Origin of the sequence: Pseudomonas sp. J380, from assembly GCF_009827115.1 — a bacterium.
Classification (GTDB): Bacteria; Pseudomonadota; Gammaproteobacteria; order Pseudomonadales; family Pseudomonadaceae; genus Aquipseudomonas; species Aquipseudomonas paracarnis.
Genome location: NZ_CP043060.1, coordinates 808,712 through 827,248, shown reverse-complemented (window position 1 = coordinate 827,248; position 18,537 = coordinate 808,712). Strand labels below are relative to the sequence as shown.

The 18,537-nt window shown below is 57.1% G+C and carries 31 protein-coding genes; 5 read left to right on the top strand and 26 right to left on the bottom strand.

What is annotated here, in order from left to right:
• Positions 1 to 14: 14 nt before the first annotated feature.
• Positions 15 to 275, top strand: a complete 261-nt coding sequence (locus FXO12_RS03875) for a hypothetical protein (protein WP_160049558.1) — start codon at positions 15 to 17, stop codon at positions 273 to 275.
• Between the two features lie 59 nt (positions 276 to 334).
• Here the strand turns inward: FXO12_RS03875 and FXO12_RS03870 are convergent, their stop codons facing one another.
• From FXO12_RS03870 to FXO12_RS03750, 25 genes are all read right to left on the bottom strand, one after another.
• Positions 335 to 745: a phage tail assembly protein gene (locus FXO12_RS03870; RefSeq protein WP_160049557.1), complete on the bottom strand. Its 411-nt coding sequence runs from the start codon at positions 743 to 745 to the stop codon at positions 335 to 337.
• A gap of 173 nt (positions 746 to 918) precedes the next feature.
• On the bottom strand, positions 919 to 1,155 hold the full coding sequence (locus FXO12_RS03865; protein ID WP_178119859.1) for a hypothetical protein: 237 nt from the start codon (positions 1,153 to 1,155) through the stop codon (positions 919 to 921).
• 14 nt (positions 1,156 to 1,169) lie between these two features.
• Positions 1,170 to 1,694 (bottom strand): phage major tail tube protein, encoded by a 525-nt coding sequence (locus FXO12_RS03860; protein WP_160049556.1) that lies wholly within the window; start codon positions 1,692 to 1,694, stop codon positions 1,170 to 1,172.
• A complete protein-coding gene (locus FXO12_RS03855) occupies positions 1,695 to 3,119 on the bottom strand; it encodes a phage tail sheath subtilisin-like domain-containing protein (protein ID WP_160049555.1) in 1,425 nt (474 codons plus the stop codon).
• Positions 3,116 to 3,376: a hypothetical protein gene (locus tag FXO12_RS03850; RefSeq protein ID WP_160049554.1), complete on the bottom strand. Its 261-nt coding sequence runs from the start codon at positions 3,374 to 3,376 to the stop codon at positions 3,116 to 3,118. Before FXO12_RS03850 ends, FXO12_RS03855 begins: the two co-directional genes overlap by 4 nt.
• On the bottom strand, positions 3,376 to 3,648 hold the full coding sequence (locus tag FXO12_RS03845) for a hypothetical protein (protein WP_160049553.1): 273 nt from the start codon (positions 3,646 to 3,648) through the stop codon (positions 3,376 to 3,378). The genes FXO12_RS03850 and FXO12_RS03845 overlap by 1 nt, the downstream gene beginning before the upstream one ends.
• Positions 3,645 to 4,133, bottom strand: a complete 489-nt coding sequence (locus FXO12_RS03840) for a Gp37 family protein (RefSeq protein WP_160049552.1) — start codon at positions 4,131 to 4,133, stop codon at positions 3,645 to 3,647. Before FXO12_RS03840 ends, FXO12_RS03845 begins: the two co-directional genes overlap by 4 nt.
• Complete coding sequence (locus tag FXO12_RS03835; RefSeq protein WP_160049551.1) at positions 4,130 to 4,564, bottom strand: gp436 family protein; 435 nt, start codon at positions 4,562 to 4,564, stop codon at positions 4,130 to 4,132. The genes FXO12_RS03840 and FXO12_RS03835 overlap by 4 nt, the downstream gene beginning before the upstream one ends.
• A gap of 3 nt (positions 4,565 to 4,567) precedes the next feature.
• Positions 4,568 to 5,548, bottom strand: a complete 981-nt coding sequence (locus tag FXO12_RS03830; protein WP_160049550.1) for a major capsid protein — start codon at positions 5,546 to 5,548, stop codon at positions 4,568 to 4,570.
• Between the two features lie 13 nt (positions 5,549 to 5,561).
• On the bottom strand, positions 5,562 to 5,930 hold the full coding sequence (locus FXO12_RS03825; RefSeq protein WP_160049549.1) for a head decoration protein: 369 nt from the start codon (positions 5,928 to 5,930) through the stop codon (positions 5,562 to 5,564).
• Between the two features lie 8 nt (positions 5,931 to 5,938).
• Entirely contained in the window at positions 5,939 to 6,958 is a 1,020-nt protein-coding gene (locus FXO12_RS03820; RefSeq protein WP_160049548.1) for a peptidase, read from the bottom strand.
• A gap of 237 nt (positions 6,959 to 7,195) precedes the next feature.
• Positions 7,196 to 7,672 (bottom strand): phage virion morphogenesis protein, encoded by a 477-nt coding sequence (locus FXO12_RS03815; RefSeq protein WP_160049547.1) that lies wholly within the window; start codon positions 7,670 to 7,672, stop codon positions 7,196 to 7,198.
• A 1-nt stretch (position 7,673) separates the two neighbouring features.
• Positions 7,674 to 8,510, bottom strand: coding sequence for a phage minor head protein (locus tag FXO12_RS03810; protein WP_160049546.1), 837 nt, complete (start codon positions 8,508 to 8,510; stop codon positions 7,674 to 7,676).
• Position 8,511: 1 nt separating this feature from the next.
• Positions 8,512 to 10,008, bottom strand: a complete 1,497-nt coding sequence (locus FXO12_RS03805; RefSeq protein ID WP_160049545.1) for a DUF935 domain-containing protein — start codon at positions 10,006 to 10,008, stop codon at positions 8,512 to 8,514.
• Entirely contained in the window at positions 10,005 to 11,609 is a 1,605-nt protein-coding gene (locus FXO12_RS03800) for a hypothetical protein (protein ID WP_160049544.1), read from the bottom strand. Before FXO12_RS03800 ends, FXO12_RS03805 begins: the two co-directional genes overlap by 4 nt.
• Entirely contained in the window at positions 11,606 to 12,157 is a 552-nt protein-coding gene (locus FXO12_RS03795; protein WP_160049543.1) for a phage protein Gp27 family protein, read from the bottom strand. The genes FXO12_RS03800 and FXO12_RS03795 overlap by 4 nt, the downstream gene beginning before the upstream one ends.
• Before the next feature lie 2 nt (positions 12,158 to 12,159).
• Positions 12,160 to 12,453: an ArsR family transcriptional regulator gene (locus tag FXO12_RS03790; RefSeq protein ID WP_160049542.1), complete on the bottom strand. Its 294-nt coding sequence runs from the start codon at positions 12,451 to 12,453 to the stop codon at positions 12,160 to 12,162.
• Positions 12,450 to 12,755: a DUF2730 domain-containing protein gene (locus FXO12_RS03785; protein ID WP_160049541.1), complete on the bottom strand. Its 306-nt coding sequence runs from the start codon at positions 12,753 to 12,755 to the stop codon at positions 12,450 to 12,452. Before FXO12_RS03785 ends, FXO12_RS03790 begins: the two co-directional genes overlap by 4 nt.
• Positions 12,752 to 12,970 carry a TraR/DksA C4-type zinc finger protein gene (locus tag FXO12_RS03780; RefSeq protein ID WP_032803620.1) on the bottom strand — a complete coding sequence of 73 codons (219 nt, stop codon included), beginning with the start codon at positions 12,968 to 12,970 and terminating at the stop codon, positions 12,752 to 12,754. Before FXO12_RS03780 ends, FXO12_RS03785 begins: the two co-directional genes overlap by 4 nt.
• Positions 12,971 to 12,976: 6 nt before the next feature.
• The gene (locus FXO12_RS03775) at positions 12,977 to 13,591 is read right to left on the bottom strand and encodes a lysis protein (RefSeq protein WP_160049540.1); all 615 of its coding nucleotides are present in this window, start codon (positions 13,589 to 13,591) and stop codon (positions 12,977 to 12,979) included.
• A gap of 195 nt (positions 13,592 to 13,786) precedes the next feature.
• Positions 13,787 to 14,014, bottom strand: coding sequence for a hypothetical protein (locus FXO12_RS03770; protein WP_160049539.1), 228 nt, complete (start codon positions 14,012 to 14,014; stop codon positions 13,787 to 13,789).
• The gene (locus FXO12_RS03765) at positions 14,011 to 14,520 is read right to left on the bottom strand and encodes a structural protein (RefSeq protein WP_160049538.1); all 510 of its coding nucleotides are present in this window, start codon (positions 14,518 to 14,520) and stop codon (positions 14,011 to 14,013) included. Before FXO12_RS03765 ends, FXO12_RS03770 begins: the two co-directional genes overlap by 4 nt.
• A 110-nt stretch (positions 14,521 to 14,630) precedes the next feature.
• Entirely contained in the window at positions 14,631 to 15,185 is a 555-nt protein-coding gene (locus FXO12_RS03760; protein WP_160049537.1) for a hypothetical protein, read from the bottom strand.
• Between the two features lie 32 nt (positions 15,186 to 15,217).
• The gene (locus FXO12_RS03755) at positions 15,218 to 15,700 is read right to left on the bottom strand and encodes a hypothetical protein (RefSeq protein ID WP_160049536.1); all 483 of its coding nucleotides are present in this window, start codon (positions 15,698 to 15,700) and stop codon (positions 15,218 to 15,220) included.
• Positions 15,701 to 15,717: 17 nt separating this feature from the next.
• The gene (locus tag FXO12_RS03750; protein WP_218580328.1) at positions 15,718 to 16,191 is read right to left on the bottom strand and encodes a helix-turn-helix domain-containing protein; all 474 of its coding nucleotides are present in this window, start codon (positions 16,189 to 16,191) and stop codon (positions 15,718 to 15,720) included.
• Between the two features lie 24 nt (positions 16,192 to 16,215).
• Here FXO12_RS03750 and FXO12_RS03745 point away from each other — a divergent pair, with 24 nt between their 5' ends.
• Positions 16,216 to 16,428 (top strand): DNA-binding protein, encoded by a 213-nt coding sequence (locus FXO12_RS03745; RefSeq protein ID WP_069672607.1) that lies wholly within the window; start codon positions 16,216 to 16,218, stop codon positions 16,426 to 16,428.
• 36 nt (positions 16,429 to 16,464) lie between these two features.
• Here FXO12_RS03745 and FXO12_RS03740 read toward each other — a convergent pair whose 3' ends face one another.
• Positions 16,465 to 16,707: a hypothetical protein gene (locus tag FXO12_RS03740; RefSeq protein ID WP_218580327.1), complete on the bottom strand. Its 243-nt coding sequence runs from the start codon at positions 16,705 to 16,707 to the stop codon at positions 16,465 to 16,467.
• Positions 16,708 to 16,818: 111 nt separating this feature from the next.
• On the opposite strand from FXO12_RS03740, the gene FXO12_RS03735 reads away from it, so the two are divergent.
• Genes FXO12_RS03735 through FXO12_RS03725 form a run of 3 tightly spaced genes read left to right on the top strand, consistent with a single transcriptional unit; the run spans position 16,819 to position 18,537 of the window.
• Positions 16,819 to 17,298 (top strand): hypothetical protein, encoded by a 480-nt coding sequence (locus FXO12_RS03735; RefSeq protein WP_160049534.1) that lies wholly within the window; start codon positions 16,819 to 16,821, stop codon positions 17,296 to 17,298.
• A complete protein-coding gene (locus tag FXO12_RS03730; protein ID WP_160049533.1) occupies positions 17,295 to 17,597 on the top strand; it encodes a helix-turn-helix domain-containing protein in 303 nt (100 codons plus the stop codon). Before FXO12_RS03735 ends, FXO12_RS03730 begins: the two co-directional genes overlap by 4 nt.
• A gap of 10 nt (positions 17,598 to 17,607) precedes the next feature.
• Positions 17,608 to 18,537, top strand: coding sequence for a hypothetical protein (locus tag FXO12_RS03725; protein ID WP_160049532.1), 930 nt, complete (start codon positions 17,608 to 17,610; stop codon positions 18,535 to 18,537).

Genomic DNA, 18,537 nt, shown 5'->3' with positions numbered 1-18,537 from the left:
GCTACGCTGCAAGCATGTTTGAAAAAGCCGCTTTGCTCACCGCCAAAACCCTCTATGCACTGGCCATCGGCGTCGGTGTGATCTGGCTTGCGTGGCTTTGCCTCGCAAACCTACCCCTGTGGGCGGCGGTACTGATGTTCTGCCTGGGACTGCCGTTGCTGGCCCTGGTCGCCGCCCCTGTCGCAGCTGGCGGCGCATTGCTGGCGGGCTTGTTGGTAGGGCTGGTGACGTTGATCAGCGGTTCATTTGCTCGGAAAGTTCGTTCCGACGATTGATTTCTTGCTGACATGCGTCCGCCCAAAACCAATACCGCTCCATGTCCAGCTCGTCGATCTCAGACGGTTGCATTCTCAGCACCAGCAGCAGGGCCGTGTCCCAACTTTGCAGCAGGCTGCTCGTTATCCCCGTTTTCCCGAAAGACCTCGGCGATAGACGCCGAGCTTGCGACACCAGTAGCAGCAGTAATTTCCACTACGACCTCTGCAAGGCTTTTGCCGTCCATCATTGCACTCATCAGGCGCGTGACGGATTTTGCGTCGGCAATATCGAACTCCCCCAAGTCTTCAAGGGTAATCCCCAGCATCTTGGCGGCAAGCATGTCCTCCACGACATTTTGATTTTCGCTGACGCCCTGTGCGGCACTGACATCCTTGCGCTTGAGGCGCTTGATCGGCAGAGAGCTGATCAGCACGCCAGCTGCGGAAGTGAAGGGGAATTTGAGGGGCAAGCTGAGTACTTCGGCCATGATTGTTACTCCAGGTTGATCAACTGATCGATTGCTCTAAAGGAGCCCTGAGTATCGCGCCTGGCGGTGGCGCTGGCTTTTAACCGAGTTTAAAGAAAGAAGCCCCGCACGGTGGCGGGGCTTCGGGTGCCTTCCTAGCGACTCCAGTCCATTGGAGCTTGTCCTGTATTACGTCAGTGACGATGACTGCAGCAGTGGCAACGACCGCTCGGTGTCATTTGATAACGACCCTCGGACAACCTGGCCAGTGCCTCTACTAACGTCCCTATCGGCAGATCTTGGATGCGTTTTCCCCAGTATTCGCGGGCGCGGACATAGTCCATGTCACGACGAATTTGCTTATCGAAGATTTTGATCAGCACCTCCGATGCCTGGATTGATTCAGACCGCTCTGCTGTGGAGTGATCCATAGATACCTCCAAAGTTAAGCCTGTCCGATGTTCTTCCGGTACTTGGAAAACTGATCTTCACCCCCTACCTTGAAGATGTTGGACAGATAATCCAGCAATATGATCTCTTCACCGTTGAGCAACTGGCGCACGTACGTGGCCGAGAACGGTGTTTCAAACTTGCTGGGGTCACGCGGTTTGTAGCTGCCCAGCGCATATTCCTTGAAGGTCACCGTCATCAGGGTGACCAGGGGGATCTCGTCGACCAGACCAGCACTGTTGAACACCTGGACGTTCGAGCGGCACTGCAACTGCACGCTCTTGAACGGTGTGGCCACCTTCTTGGCGGCATCCAGGTAAAGGCTGTTCCAAACGATCTTGCCCTCCAACTTGTCGATGCCGTCAGGCAGTTCGATCAGACCCACCAGGCCAAGCCCTAGGTGGTCAGACATGACCGCTTTTACGGTGCCCAGCTCGATTTCTTCGCAACGTGCGAAGAAACTGTTGCCGTCCAGGTAGACCGCCGCGTTGGCGATCCGATGTGCGCTAAAACCGGCCATTTATGCGGCTCCCAGGTTGACCAGGTATTCCCCGGTGATTTCGGTTTCAAAGGTGCCGCGTTCAAATGGCAGAGGCACAGTCAATTTGTAGTTGAACAGCAAATGTCCGGCCTCGATCTCGGTCTGCGGGTTGCGCGTTTGGTCATACCAGCACTCACCACCGAGTAGTGCCTCGTCCCCAATCAGCTTGCGCAGGAACTGGTTGACGCTTTCCGTGATGCTGTCGATCAACGAGTTGGTGATGGGCATATCAACGAACTGCAGAGAGCTGTAACGGATCGATTCGTCGACCACATCCTTGGTCCGGCGTACGTTTTCGAAATTGCGCATGTGGGTCACGGTCGGCCAGGCGGCTGTCCGATTGCCCCAAAGACGCAAGCCGGTACCAAACGAATTGAACACGGTGGTGATACCGTTTTCGTTGAGCAGGTTGACTTCGCTGGTGGGATCATCGACCCGCGCCGTCAATGGCCGTTCCAGGCCGATGACACCTACCAGTTCCTGGTTGGAGCTGGAGACCCAGTATCCCCTGTCGTTATCAACTTTTGCCCGCAGGCCTGCCGCACGGATCGAAAGCGGCTGCAGGCGCTCGCCATTGGTGCGTGCGTCATAGATTTTTACATGTGGGTAGCACAAACGTACCCGGTCGCTGCTGGTGTTGAAATTGATGGTGCCCAGCGGGCCGCGCCCAGCGATCGCTTGCTGCGGCGTGGTCCCGATTGGCGCGTCGATGTATGTGATCCCGTCCATTTCGTCGGCAGAGGCTGTTAGCGCCACGCCTACCGAGTTCAGGGCGCTGAAAGGCGGTGCAATGAAGATCTTGGGAAAGAAACCAAACAGGTTGTAGCTGTCCGGGAATGCTTTCAGTCCGGTGCGCCGACCAGCTGCAGTGACCGAACCGATGATATCGGCGGGTGTGACCTTGCTCGGATCGGTACGTGTGTAGTCTGCCTTGACCTTGCCCGCTGCAAGGATAGAGCCCGAGACAAGACGTGTGACACGACCTGTCAACAGATTCACCGTGTAGTCAGCGTTCTCCACATACGTGTTGGTACCGTCTTCGGATTTCAGCACAAGGGTCTGCAACGCGCCGTGCTGCAGCTGGAGCAGATCGTTGCCTGCAAACTGGCGCGCTTGGCCTTCGACATTGCTGCGGTGGATCGTCGGGTCCAGCACATTGACCACCAGCACGGTACCTGCGCCGAAGTCGTGAATGCCAGAGAGCGCCTCGGGAATGCTGAAGCCTTCCAGGTCCGGGCCGAACTTGGCGTCGTCCACTTCGGTTTGTGACAGCGTCAGCTCGTTGATCGGCCCAATGGGTGCGGTACCGACCAACGCAATGACCGCCGATTTGACCACGCGAATAGCCCGAGGGCCGCGCTCGACCTCAGTGGTTTCAATGCCGTGTAAGTAATTGGCAGTCATGCTGCGCCCTCCCGTTCAAAGTGATTGATCCCCTGCGCGGTGATCCGGCAGTGAATGGATTTGTGGCGGATCAATCCCAGCTCCACCAGGAATTCGAGTGCAAACAAACACTCTTCCGGGGCGTGCCCCAAGGTATGCGTCAAGTCACGCGAGTACCCGGACTGATTGGATCTGCGCTTCTCATAAAGCACCGCGAGAATGGCCTGACGGATTACCTGCTGCCGAGCGATGTACTCGCGGTCAATGACGGCATTCATCAGGCTTTACCTCCCTTTTTCTCAGCCTGAGTGGGAGTCGCAGTAGGCTCTGGAGCTGGCAACGGTGCTGGCACGGCCTCAGATGCGACCTTCGGTGGTAACAGCATCAGGTGCTTCAACGCCAACAGCACGATGGTGTATTCGTGATCAGCAGGCAGCTCGACGGGTTTTCCGGGCAGCAGCTGCACATCGAGTAGCTTGCCATCGCCTACGCGCAGTGAGGCGGAACTCTGTGGGCCGGTATAAAGGTATTGGGTCAGGTCCTGTGTCATGGGTATTCCTCGAAGCGGGCTTCTTTCAATAGCGGGCCGTCTTCAGGGCCCATGGTTTGCAGTTGAATGGTGCGAGTGGCGACGCTCAGGCCGTATTGCCAAACTCCCTGTACCTGGCCAATGAAGTACTCAGCTGTGGGGCGACAAGCCATATCGCAATGCGGTGGTTTCCAACCGGTCAAACACTCACGAACCCGATCCAGATAGCTGGTGGCACCATCGGTGCCATTGATCTGGCGAAAGACCAGGGTCAGTTGAAAGCTCATGTTGCGAGCTTGAAACACTGAATCAACAGCTTCTGACGTGCCAAAGGTGGATTTTCCATAAGCCACCAACACCGCGCCGATGGCGTGATTGAGTCGATAGACACCTGGGTTTTCTGGAAACAGCTCAACCGACAGCTCAAGATCAAACGCCCCCTGCAGCTTGCTGACAAAAGCATCCAGCAGCTGTTCGGTTTGGGTCTTTAGCCTGTCAGCAATCACTGGTAGCGCTCCCACTGGTCATTGCTGAACTGTGGGCGGCGGGCGCGAACCTTAATCTCCCCTGGCTCAGGCGCGGCCTTACCAGTTGGCATACCCAAGGTCACCACGCCGTCGCGAATGCTCTCCAAGAGCTTAATGGTGTCTTTGCGACTGTCCTTAACCGCATCCGGTAACACACCCTCGGGCCTGCGCTGATACAACCAATGTCGCGCCAGGTACACCGCCGCATCCCGCAGAACAGTCGGCACCGGATCAAGAGGCAGGTTGTAGCGGCCACGTAAATACCCGTCGACCAACTCTTCAGCCTGTCGCACACCATCCTCGATGACGGCCTCGTTGGGCTGTCTCGCGGCAGGATCGTCGTTGGACAGCTGGATCAACGTTCGCTCAGGAATGGCGCTGCCGACATCAGCACGGGTGCAGTAGCGCATGGGTCAACCTATCTTCAGTTCGACCAGGGCTTCGGGAAACAAGCACAAGGCCAATGGGTTGCTTTGAGCTTCCAGGTTCCAGCCTTTACCCAGGCTGCGCGGCTCGGCTTTGCTGTAGAACGGCAGGCCCAAGGTGTTGACGGTTTCGTTGTAGTTGGCCGGGGCGTTGAACATGCGGAATACACCTTTGGCGACAGGGAACACCTGGGCGACATCCAAAGGAATAAAACGCTGGCCGCTGACGGTCACGTCATATTCGATGAACTCAATGCCGCCGAAGGTAAAGCCCGAACGTACGTCACCACCAAGACGGTCCTGGGCCTCTTGATAGTTGGCGAATGCCGCCTTAACTTTTTCATGTTCAACGAAAGCATCAAGCCAGCCCGGTCCGCACAGAGAACGGAACCCTGTGACCATTACACCGCCGAGTTTCGACTCGGAGTAGCGTTTGGCATCCAGGCAAGCCTTGCGCACGTTAGTGTCTTTATTGCCCAGGGCGACGTTGATTTTCTTCTGATCCACGCCGAACTCTTTATAGAGGTCGGAGATGACGGCGCCGTCAGCATCGAGCAGCTTGCCGCGCAAAGCGCCAACCCGCTGGAACTCGCGAGTGGCTTCAATGCTGTTTTTCAGCTCCTGCAGGTTGTCGTTGATGACGGTGGCCACCGGCGCCGCCGCGTTTTCTTGCCCGAAGGCTGCAATGCCCTGGATCTGGCTAGGCAGGAGAGACCGACTGACTGGCAGGTGCAAGGTTTCAAAGGTCTTGCGCTGACGCTTGCTTCCCTTGACCGGAGCCGGATCATCATTACGCGACGTGTTGGGCACCAGGATCAGGCGTCCCTCACGCTCATCGATGACGACGCTGGTGCTGTTCACACCTTTTTCGTCGAAGAGCCCCATGGCACCGACCTTGCCAGGAATGGCCGGGAGCTTGTTAACGGCTGCCGTCAGGTTGGCGATGCTGAACATGTCTTGCAAATTCATGGAGTACTCCTAATCACAGGGCCGCACGGGCAACAATGCCCAGGGCTTCAAGTTCACCCAGGGCGGTAGCTTTTTGGGTGTCGGGCAAACCAGCAGGCCACACCAGTTCATTCGGATCGACAACGGCCCCACGAGCGATCAGCACACCTGGTTGATCACCTTCAGTGGCATCTACGTCTTCGCCTAACACAGCGACAGCTTTTTTGGCCGCAGCGGCACCAGCGGGGTCAAGTACCTGGTACTTGCCCTCGACCTTAGCCAGCACCTGGCCCAACAGATATTTGGTACCCGCCAACAGAACGCCTTTCTGTTTGGTCCAGCCAGGGCTGACTTCAACCAGTAGCAAGTCGCCCAAGTCTTTAGGCAGAGTGGAAGTGGCCATGGGGCCTCCTATTTTTGAGTGCGGGCTTCAGCTTCAGCCAGCAATGGGTTTTCGGATTTTGGGGAGTGCTTACCAGCACGCTCCTTGGAGGCTTGCTCGCTGAAACTGACCGCACCGGTCAGGGCGCTGAAGACTTTCTTCAGGCCTTCGGCCAAGGGTTCACGCTCGTCGTCTTCACCGAACTCCAGGGGCTTGGTACCGCCTTCGGCGTAATCCAGAGCAGCAACAATGGCGGGGACATGGACGGGCTTCATGCCCGCCGCAACCAGCTGCTCGGCGTACTCGACGTTTTTCGTGTGCAGCGCAGTTTGAGCTGCTTCCAGGTCAGCTTTTTCCCGCTTGGCGAGTCTGGCTTTGAGCTGGGTATTTTCGGTGGTGATGGCGTTCTTTTCGTCTTCGGTCACGGCGGCTGCCTCGGTATTGGGTTTGGGGGCGGGTTCACTGAATGCCGTTGGGCCGTCTTCACGGCGAGACTCGGCAAGGAGGGTGTCGACGTCCCAACCTGGAACAACTTGGTCGGCGGTTTCGACATCGAACTTGGCAATTAGCCATTCACGCAGGCGACGGAAGATGCCCGCCGAAACGCTGTCGCCGAAGTCACCAAACTCGACAACACCAGCTTCGTCTTCGGCCAACTCAATCGGGCGCAGGCCTTTGACGGACGGTGGCTGGGCGCCGAGAAAGCCAACATGGCGCAGGTAATACACGCCAGGCACTGGGTTGTTGGCGGCGTCAGGGTGATAAAAAGATGCCGAAACCTTCTTGTAGCTGCCGCTGGCTACCTGTTCGGCGAACTGGACATCTACCTGCTGCGGCTCCGCGATCAGGCCCGTAGAAGTGGCCGTCAACGACTTGACCCAGCCAGCAGCCGGGGCATCGTGTTTTGGGTGGCCGATTACCAGAGGGGCTTCGTGCAGTGCTGGGTCGTAGGCTTTCACCGTAGCGACCAGGTCCGACTCGCTAAAGTCGAAACTGCCCCCGCCCATGGCGATGTGTTTGCCGGACTTGAAAATGTGAATGGGTTTCATGGGGCTGTACGCTGCCGTTGAAGGTGATGCGCACAGATTGAACCGAGGGACGGCTCAAGGCTTTTAATCGAGTTTAAAGAGTTTCGAATGGGGGGCCGAAACGACGAGGGCGCAATCTGCACCCGCGCCGCTGGCAAAGGATATGGCGAGTCGGCTTTATAAAGCGTTTACAGCGTTGTTCACCCCTACAGTTCGATGAACCGCAGCCGCATTGTTGCCTAGGGGGCTCTGAGGGCGTTACAGGCGAGCGGCTTTTTGGAGGTGATGCATCGCCAGTTCCAGGATTGCCTCTTCTGCATCGGGCTGCAACTGACCCTCCGCGTCCATTGGCAGGAAAGGGCGTGCTGGAATATCACCCCACAGGTGGGGGAAGTCCGACTTCTTGCCGCCAAAGTGCATCATGGCAGCGTAGGGTTTGTTGCTGCCGACCAGGGCAGTGCTGTCATCGGCGTGACTGGTGATCGAGGCTGCGAGCCCGGCAGCGCTGATCTGCAGTATCTGACCAGGCCAGTTACCTGTCTTCGTCCGCCGCTCGGTGGTGGTCTCCGACAGATCCTCCCAGTCTGGCCGACCTTCCTCCTCAAAGTTCTCCTCGGTCTGGCTGGCCAGCTCGGCGGCGATGCCGCGCATCAGTGGTACAACATCTCCCACAGCCCACTCGACTCGGCGTAAGACACCCTGCAGACGTTCGTGATCCAGCTCAATAGTGATCATTTCAAAGCTCCTGAGCAGCGGCTTGTTTTCGCTTCAAGGCATCAGCCAAGCCAGTACCTGGTGCGTGATTGAAGCCTGGGTCTGTTCGGAAAGTGATGGCCTTGCCCGCTTTATCGGTCGTGCGCACGGCAGTGACCTGGGCCGTGCGTATCTCGCCGGTACGTTTGTCGGTACCGGTTTCGACTGTGCTGGTGGTCATTTGCCCCGCACTGCTGTCGATGCTCAGCCCCTTGCGGGTCACCGCTGATTGCGACAAAGCCGTCACACGGCAGCGACAGTTGAAGCCATTGGGCGGGTAGATCGCCGACCACACCAGATCATCATGACGGTACACCTTGCCGCTGAGTGCGCGATGGCTGGGCCGGGTCTTGCCGTCAAGGATCGCCACGTACCGCCAATAAGGATGGGTATCGACAGTATCTTCCATGCTGGCCTTGCGGCCCGCCATGTACGCACTCTGCAGGTTGGTCTGGTAGATCGTCTTCAGTCGACGTGGGCTGCCCAGCTGGACCAGCTCACCAACACCCTGGCTGTCGACGATCACTTGTTTGCCCCACCAGCCCTGAGACTTCAGCACGGGCTGCAGATCCGCAATGAACTGCTTGAGCGTTTGACCATTCTGCAGGGCGGTCTCCAGGGCGCCGCGAATATCAGACAGCAGATCGAGGCGCATGGCTTTGGCGACGGTGAAGGAGATGTCATGGGCCTGGTCAACCATCTCTTGCCAGTTCCAGGTAATCGCGTAGCCCTTGGATTTTAGGTACGCGATGGCCTGCTCGGGCTCCAGCCCAAAAATAGCCTTGAGGTCAGCGGGGTTAGGTGTTTTGGCGGTGGACATATCAGTCCTCCCGATCCGCGCTGGCACTCAAGCGACCCCAGGTGTCGGCAATGAACAGCAAGCGAGCCAGGGTCTGCTGCAGCGACTGGTCATCCATCTGCGGATAGACCTCAGCCAACAGACCCAATGCCTCACTATCAGAGCGTCCACGCTGCAGGGCCTCCAGCACCGGGGCAACAAGCTTTTCGCTCTGCTCCTGCAGCTGCTCGGCTGACAGGCTATCAATGACCTGATCAAGCGCTACTTGGTCAAGGATCGGTTTTAGGGTCGGCTCCGCAAAAGCAGGACCGGTATCAGCCGGTGCGGTTTCGACAATGTCACCGTCCTGCAGGTTGTAGGTGCGTTTGAAGTACTGCGGTGTGAACTTCACACCCGACTCACTGAGGCTTTTGTCCCGCTCGGCCAGGACCTTATCAATCTCTTCCTGCTCCCACAGCTCATACACGGGGGCCACAACATGTTCGCCAAAGTTGATATCGACGATGCGGCGGATCACTGCGTTGATGGCTGTGGCCACGATCCCGGCGTCACCATCACGAATGTCTTTGGTAACCTCGGCACCGGCTTCTGCACTTGCGCGGTTGCTTTCCTTTTCAGTGGTCTGGTTTTGCCCGAGCATGGCTACGTTGATTTCGCTGCGGCAGTACTCCAGCAGTTCACGATAAACCGTGGCGCTGCCCGCTTTGCCGGACGCTTCCTTGATTTCGATGCTGGAGTCGTCAGGGATCGCAGCTACGGCGTCCTGGACCATGGCCTCCAGGCTATCGAGCAGCAAGTCGGTCTCGGCATCAGTGGCGCCACGAGGGTGTTTACCTATAACCCAAGGACTGCCGTATTTCTCGGTGAACTGCACCCAAAACTTCAAGCCGCCCTTCATGAACATGGCGGGCCAGAAGCACATACTGAGATCGGGAAAGCCGTAGGGGTTGGCGTAGGTTGCATCCTGGCGCGCCACGATGAAGCGCTGCGGGTCGCACAGTTCACCTTCCTGGCCACCGTCCTGAGAGCGAAAGCGCAGCTGGTTTTCTTTGTCATAGAAGAACCACTCGGCGGGCTTGCCGAGTAGATCAGAGGGCATCAGGTAGCCGCCAACGGGTTGCCACATCAACTCGACGGGCTGATACCCAAACAGCGGCGCATCGAGCAGCTCGCGAATGATGCGGTCAAGGTCCAGATCGAGCATCCAGTCGCGGACAAAGCGCTCAACCTTGACCGGCGCGTTACCACGCTTGATACCGCGTTCCAGGGCTAGCACCGACGCCTTGCGGCGACGGATATTCCCGCCGACCAGTGCGGAGCTACGCAGGTCGCGGTAGACCGTGATGTCCTTGCCCTGGGCCTTGAGGATCGGGTCAGGGTTGGGCAGATTGGCGCTACCAAAGGCGCCACTGCTGGAGCGGTCGCGGGTGGCTATGTGTCGGCTGAGCAACTTATCGTGCTTGGCATCGGCGAAATTGACGAATTCGGTGGGGCTGACCCACAGGCCTTTGTTGTTCATGCGTACCCCTGGGTGATTCGTCGGCCCTGGCGAGGGCGGCGTGATTTGGCAGCGACCGGCCCCGATGCGACTTCCAACGTGGCGAAGTTAGCCAGCGCACCGGCCCCGGCAAAGTCACCGTGGCGGTACAGGTCCGGGTCTTTAAGGTCTTGTGAGCGGGCTTTGACAATCATCGGAATGCCCTCCACGGTTTCGATGGCGCGCACGTCCTGGTGCAGGTTGTCGTCCTTCGGCATGGTGATGGCGCCGTCTTCATACAACTGCACGAACTTGGGCATCCAGGCGCCGTACCAGGCGCGGCTGATCTTCACCTGGTGAATGCGGTTGTGACCGAACTCGTCGGCGGTGTCTTCGGCAAGGGTTTCACCGCTGCCCGTGGCGTCCAGGGCAGCACCAACAAACCGTGGCAGACCACGCAGGATGTAAAACAGAATCTGCTGTTGCTGACGGGTCGGAACCTTGTGCATTTCCATCACGAAAGGCACGTCACGGTGCCGGGACATATCTACCGACATCGGGCAAATGATGGAAAAGTCGCGGTGCCGCGCATAGTCCATACCCAGAAAGTGGCGAAGCTCAGGGTCAAGCGCTGACATTACCGGCGCCAGTTCGCGGTCAATCCAGTCATTTACATAAGCTTCGCGGCGGTACAGCGCCTGGTGGACAAAGTCTGCATCCAGAGCCAGTCGGAGTACTTCGCGACCGGGACGCATGGCTTCGTCAATCCACACGCCGGGTATGGAGACGCCGTTGCCATCGCGGGGAATCGCATCCAGCTCTTCGCGCATCTGCGACTTGCGCGGGCCGTAGGCGTTACGAATTTTCTTGTACCAGGCTTCCTTGCCTTCAGCGGTGGGAAGCTCACCCGCCATGTAGCACACGCGCTCGTACAGACCGTTAGCAACGGCATCGTCAAACGTGGCCGTGTAGACCTCAGCACTGTCACCATAGCGCTCGTCCCGAATGTCGTTGACCATCTGGTTAAACGGGTTGGCTTTACCGTTATGGGTGCTGATGATGACGATTCGACCGCCCCAGATCAGCAACGCGGTCGCGGCATCGAGCACGGCGGATACGTCACGGTGAAACGCGGCTTCGTCGATGATGACCTTGCCTTGCAAGCCACGAATACCGGCTGGGTTGCTCGACAGTGCGACGATTTTGAAGCCCGAGGCGTATCGGATGCGGTAAGCGTTGATCTGGCGTGTGTTGCCCGATTCGTCCTGGTCTTCAAACAGAAACTCTTCAATCTCGCTGACGCCGGAGGCTTGAGCCTCGGCCATCACCCGGCTGAATTTGGCACAGTAGCCAATGAACTCCAGACCCTTTTCCTTGGTGTCGCCAATGTAAAAGCAGTCCATGCCGCCCGCCGACTTCTGCGATGCAGCGGTAATGACCGAGTCCAGTGCCTCAGCGAACGTAATGCCGGTGCGACGGCCCTTTTCGCACAGTTTGATTTGCGCCCGAATCTTCAACCAGTCCACCTGGTGAATCATCAGGATGCCTTCGGCAATCGGGTTGCAACCTTCTGGAATCTGCCGAACGCTGGGTGGCAATTCGTCCCACTCGATGACTCGGAGGGTGCTGGACGATGCCTTCATTGCTTCACACCCAAGAAGTTTTGGCGCCACCACTGAGCTGACTCTTCAGACAAACCCTTGGACTTGACCGCCTTTTCCAATTCAGCGGACTGCTCGCGCAGCAGGCGGTCACGCCCGGCCTGTTCTGCGGCCTGGCGTTCTTTCATGCTCAAGGTGCGGGCCTGCATGGTGTTTTTTGCAGCACGCGCCAGATCGGCCACCTCTTTGGTGGTGACCTCATCCTTTTCATGGGCGCCCATGGCGGCCTGATAGGCCAAGGTAGAAATGGCCTCAACCAGCAATGCCCCGGTTTTGTCGCTGGAGTCTTCACCAAATGCGCCGACGAAAGCCTCGGCTTGCTCCCGGTGTTGTCGGGTTTTTTCAGTCAGTTGCTCAAAGCCCACCTTGAAACGGCCCAGCGCGCTGCGGCTGGGCACCTTCTCATTGGGAAACCGCGCTTGGATATCGGCGATCATCTCATCCAGGGTCATGCGGTCTTCACGCAGAAGTTTCTGGAGGTAAGCCTTCACCACTGGCGGCAGGCGACTAACGGATGATTTGCCCGCCATGGTTACGCCCCCGGCCTTTTAATACCTGGGACGCGGGCACGGCCTGCAGCGATGTCCTGCCCGCGCTCGGTGAGAGTCGCCACCAGCACCGGGCCAACATCGGCAAGCGTCAGGGCGCCTTGCTCGGCCAGCCATTGCATTTCGGTTTTGACCTGGTCACGGCTCAGCGTGTGGCCGAAGCTGTCCAGGGCCATAGTCAGAACAGAGCTATTGGCACGGTAGCCGGTGGTCTCGGCCAGCAAACGCAGGATGACCAGGCGATAGTCTTCTCGTAGAAAGGCAGCGAATTGAGTCATGTTTTTTCTCGCAACAAGTAATCATTAATCCGGTCCAGCGAACGGGCTAAAGGGGCAAGTGCATCCTTGACCCCCGACAGTTCGGCCCGCATGGCTTTCATATCGCCCAATAAATTGGTGACCGCTGTCTGGTCAGGCAGATGTCGAATTTGCTCCTCCAAGGCAACAATACGGACCCGCAAATCCAAAAGTTCCTGACCGCTCGCCGCCTGGCGCTTAGTCATCCAGGTGTAGATGCCAAGTACCGTCAAGATCAGCCACTGCACGGTCTGGAAGCCAAAGTTGAGTTCGTTCAGGTTCATCGAAAACCCCGTCTGTTCATGTGTTGTAAAGCGCCTTCACAGTCGCTGCAGTGTTCGGTACCCGGTTCGTTTTGGCGGCGGTCCTCGGGGATCGCATCGCCGCAAGCCTCGCAGCGATAGGCTGAAATACCAGATCGCCGCTGCAGGCCGTGGCTGTAGATACGTGCTGCCGACTCATCGTCGTCTTGCTCTGTAGCGTGTTCGGCTACATCCATAGGGCATCAGTCCTTTTCCTGTAGATCCAGCAAGCCGTTGAGTTGGGCGAGGTTGTTACGAACCCACAGGCCGTAGTCCTGGGCGTAGGCGAGAATGTCTGCGGGAGTGACGCCGCTTTCCAATAGTTCGGCGTCAGTTCCGGGGGCGGCCCAGGGCGCTTGCGCAGGTTGGGTGGAAGTGGTGCTTGATCCTGGGGCGGGCACACCGAGGGCGGTGTTGAAGTCGCGCAGCCAGCCAGCAGTGAACACGCAACGAGGGATAGGCTGAGCAACTGCGCCAGGCGCAGGCCGGTATTGGGTCGTGACATTAGGGATGCGCTCCTGGAGCAGTTGTTTTTCTTTGGCGTACTGGTCCATCAGGTTGAACAGCAGAGACTCGCTTTCGCTGGCTCTAGCGACCTGTTGGAGCAGTTGTAGGCGGTTAGCGCTTTCAGCAGTCCGAGCTTGTTCGGAGTGCTGTGACTTGAGATCTGCCAGAGCAGTTGCGCCCAGCGACTCGGCATACCGAAAGCCGAAGCCATAAGCGATTGAACCAGCTGCTGCAGCGCTGAGCGCGCAGGCGAATCCGACCGCTGCCAGGCGCGCTGGCAACGGCCAGACCAACTGCTCAAGCGCGCCCACGGGAATGCCTCTGGCGGTTACGTGATTTACGTGAACGACGCTTCGCTGCGGCGATACCTGTTTTGCCATGTCGATAGGGAGGCACCACTGCTGCTCCGATCCAAGTACCGGCAGCGGCACAAGGAGATGCCCAACGATTTCCCCAGGTAAACCCGGCCAGCAGCACGGAAAACAACCGACCGAAGACATTGAGCCTCATAGCGGCGTCCCCTGGTCAGGTGGTTGCTTGATCAAACGGGCAAAAAATAGAACTACTGCAAGACCGCTGTTCAGCGCCGCGTAAGCGCGGGGCGAGAGCTGGCCCTGCCACATCGGCAGCAACTCCAACTGAGCGAGGCCAAGGAACGCAATTAGGACGGTGATCTGCACGCTGTAGAGCCGGTAGCAGCAGCGCCAGTCGCAGATGGGCTTAACTCCCTTCATGCTGGCCTCCAGTCGGTATCGGCCTGCTTGGCGCCGTGTCTGGCCCCGCGCTCGATGCCTGCAAGCGTCAACCCCTCGGCAATGATCGACTCGCCGTACCATTGGCCACCTGGCAGCGGGCCTGGGCCGTTTTCGTGGCGAATGATCGCCAGCACCAGCGTGCGCATGACATCGAAGTCGTAGACATCCAAGCCTTCATCCGGGCCGATCCCCAAGGCGCGGGCCACGCTGGCGGTATAGGCGTTGGTATTGTTTTCGGATGGCGGCGCCCAGCGTTCGATGATCTCGCGCACGGTGTCGATGCGGCTGCCATCAGGAGCAAGGCGCTTGTCTTGATAGGTGATTAGGATACGAGCGATGGCTCGGATGCCCCAACGTGGAGCGGTGAATTGGACGAACTCACTATCGCCTTGAGCGTCGGCCATGCCTTGCCAGCGCACACCTTTGGCGTGACGGATGTTGCCGGGATTGAAATTGCGGATGCCGCGAGGGAATTCGGGTCGCACGGGACGCCTCCTGTAATGGCGCCACAGGTTTCAGGCGCCAGAAATACACACGCCGCCATGATGGGGGGCGTGTGTCAGGAAGGCTTTTAATCGGGTTTAAAGAGTACTAATCAAGAGTTGCTTTGAAGGCCTTCGGAAATGGTATTTAGACAGTCCACACGACTTGACTCATAAATGGTGAAGTCACTCTTAATCTCATTCGGGGTAGATTCAACGCCACCGTTCATTACAGCACCTACCTGAGCGCGCCACCACGTACGAGCGAAGTTACCTGCTATGCCGCACCGCCCCAACGGGTCCGCAATAGTCGCACCGAATAAATCTTTTCCTTGGTCTGCTAAGACCGAGAATTGACGGCTGTGCTCACCCAGCAATTTTAGGTTTTTAGACTTAAGAATATTCAGACCAAGCTCCATTGCTTGTTCAACATCAGCAAAGTATCGGTTTGCAGCTACCAATGCCTCTGGAGACGCTCTTTTGAAGGTCACTACCACTGGCGTTAGGACCGGATTTTCCGGTTGAGGTGCAATGTTCAAAGGCTCAACCGATTCAGACGGCCAAAAAAAGTACGTACCAATTGCTAGGACCGCAAGCCAACCTATCAGCACAGCTTTACGTTCACCAGCGCTCATTTCTGCCCACGACCTGCTTTTACTTTTCATCATGTTCGCTTCCCATGCCATACGCGCATAACTGGTTACCGCTGTGCTTGCAAGAGAACAAAAGCAAGAAAGCCCGTAGCTACCGTTATGCCAATTGCCCATTTCTGTAGTGGATCAGGTAGATGATCCTTAATTAAAAAGCTTCCCACCGCGACAACAACACATACGCCAACCGCCTTCAACATCACGACTCCGACAGCCTCGTTATGGCGCTTAGCCTGATCCTCTGCTTCAACTTGATCATGCCGATACAAATCATAGTCGCAATGCATGCATAGTTGGGTATAGCGCCAGGTTGGCTTAGCACATTGCGGGCACTCTCGCTCTCGGTCGCTACCACGTGGCGGTGGTTCCTTTCCTGACCGAATGTCAAAAGTCTGGTTGCCTAGATTTATATTTCCGTGATCGCCTTTGATTTTAATTATCAGCTGATGATCCTTACCATCATTGGGTAGATTACCTATCTCTTCGGTAAGCCGTGCTGATAGCTTCGCAACCAAATCCTCATCGCTCCGCATAAGACTCCTTTGCCACTTCAGCGATTTACTACCAACTTCAGCACCCGATGTACTTGGTGCTCATCAAGCACTCTATCAGTGCTGAGTATGTTGTAAATTTCAGCCGCCACGGCAGTGAGCTTTTTTACCGGCCATCGTTTACCTGCCTGGTTTGCGGCAACCTCAAGCATCTCGGTGATCCTTTCCAAGCGACCTACGTCAATAAGCGCCGAATCCTCGTCTTGGCGCTTTCCGGTCAAGATGAACTGAACGTCAGCGCCTGCGGCAGCAAAAGAGAACAATACATCCCCTCCCGGGGCCGAGGCTCCACGCTCATATCGCCCCCAAATCTCCCGAGAAACACCGCAAAGCTGTGCCGCTGAGGCTTGTTTTAAGCCGAGGCGGACGCGTTCCTCCTTCATCCGGGCTGCAGATAGCGAAGAAAATGACAAATTGACCCCTTGCAAATGAGAACTTAAGTTCTCATAATCGTTTGCGTAAACAACAATCATCTTTGCATCACAGGAGCCACCACCATGGCCACCCATGCCAAAGCCCTATCCGCCGACCAGGTGAAAGAGAACTTCCGTCGGGTTGGCAAAACCATCACTGAATGGGCTATCGAGAACGGCTACACCCGTAACGAGGTGTACCGCGTACTCAATGGCCAAGCCAAGGCCCATTACGGCAAGGCTCACGATATTGCGGTGAAGCTTGGTCTTAAACCTTCTGCAGCGATGGCCGCATGATGACAACCATACAGCCGCTCACCGACTGCTTTGGCTTCAATCACGCGTCTCCAGCGATTGGCGAGCGCCTCTCGCCTCAGCTAGCTGATCGCACAACCATACAAGTGTCTTCACTGCCTCAAGCTCAAATGGCTGTTCTGGCCAGCGAACAGTTCGCAGGGATCGCTCAATTTGACCAGGAGCAGCAGCTCCTCCCACTTCAAGAGCGGCAGCAAGACGCAACCAACCCTGCGCCAGGGCATTCACTTGCGCTTCAAGTCTATCAATACGGTCGGTCATAGCCATGTTCCTGTTAGCGAATGTACCCGAAAATATTGCACCTGGAGAAATCCTTTTGCCTAGGTGCAAACGTTCGGTTTGTTTGGAAAGCCCTCTATTGAAGGCATTCCAATGAACCGCCGTCGCTGGAAGAACATTCAACCAACCTCGCTGCGGCATGGGCTGGAGTTGTGCAAAGACTTCGCGAAAGAAGCACACAACATGAGCGTCGAGCGTATCGCGGTTGAAATGGGCGTCACCGATCAGTGGACGGTTTACAAGTGGCTCCAGACCGGACGCATGCCCGCCAACATGATTCGCCCGTATGAGCGCGCTTGCGGTTGCGACTATGTCACACGCTGGATCGCGGCCAGTGCTGGACGGTTGACCATCGTCATACCCACTGGGCGGAACTGCACAGCCAAAGATATGCATGCGCTGCAGGAGCTGCTGACAACTGCAGCCGGAAAGCTGCTCGCTTTCTACGCCAACAACATTGAAGCCGATGACGCCCTGGCTGCAATACAAGCAGCCATGGAAGGGCTTGCCTGGCATCGGGGCAATGTCAGCCAAACCCAAAACCCACAACTTGAATTGGAGGGACAGCCATGAGCCGCACCGCCTCAGGAGCAGCCCGTGTGCTGGGCGTGCTGAAAGCACTGAAAGGCCACACCGTAACGGGCCTCAGCAATACCGAGCTGGCTCACCTGACCAAGGACAGCCCGAGCAACATCACCCGTGCTATGCAAACCCTGATTGAAGAAGGGTTGGCAGTGAAGCTGGATAACGGTCGTTTTGCTCACTCGGTTGCAATGTTGCAGATCGCCCAGGCCCACGCCGAACACATGGCGCGCCTGACCCAACGGATGCAAGAAATCAATCAGCGTATTGCCGCTGGCTCGATAAATTAAGGAGGCCTTAATGGCACGCACTAAAGCACCAGCTACCGATCCCATTGATTTGCCCGCTTTGAATGGTGAAGTACTGATGGCCACTCAAAACTCTATGGCCACGGCAATAGCATCACATACCGACGAGCGCGACCTGCTTAATCAGCTCCTCGGCCAAGCTCAGATGGCAGAGTCATTCTCAAAATTTTCGCTGACCGTCAGCACTTCTAAGCTGGCATACGTCAAGGAAAGCAAGCTGTACCGGGCGCTAAGTGGAAAGAAAAATGCTGACGGTCAGCAGTTTTCAGGCACTTGGGACGAGTTCTGTTCCTTGCTAGGTCGCTCCCGTCAGCAGGTCGACGAAGACATAGCAAACCTGCGAACCCTTGGTGAAGATGCGCTGGAGTCCATGTCCCGCATGGGCATCGGTTATCGCGAAATGCGCCAATACCGCCGCCTGCCTGAAGACGCCCAAGCCGCCCTTATCGAAGTCGCTAAGGCCGGTGACAAGGACGCTTTCGTTGACCTGGCAGAAGAAATCATTGCCAAGCACGCCAAAGAAAAAGCCGAACTCGCCCAGCGCCTGGACGAGGTCAACGCCGACTACGACGCCCAGGGCGAAGTTATGGCGAAGAAAACTAAAGAGCTGGATAGCACCAAGCAGGAGCTGGAGAAACACCGTAAACGCATCCAGACCGCAACGCCTGACGACGTTATCAAAGAGCTGCGCACCGAGGTGGTCGCTCTTCATTTTGAAGTGGAAGCCAAGATCCTGGGTGAGCTTCGCGAAGGCTTCGCCAAGATGGCTGAACACGCTGCCGAACACGGCCAGGACCACCGCGCCTACCAGGCCGATTTGATCAACCAGCTTGAAATCACTCTGGCAACTGTTCGCAGCGAATTTCACTTACCCGAACACCAGAACGACACGCCGGTATGGCAGACCAAGGCCGAGGCGTAA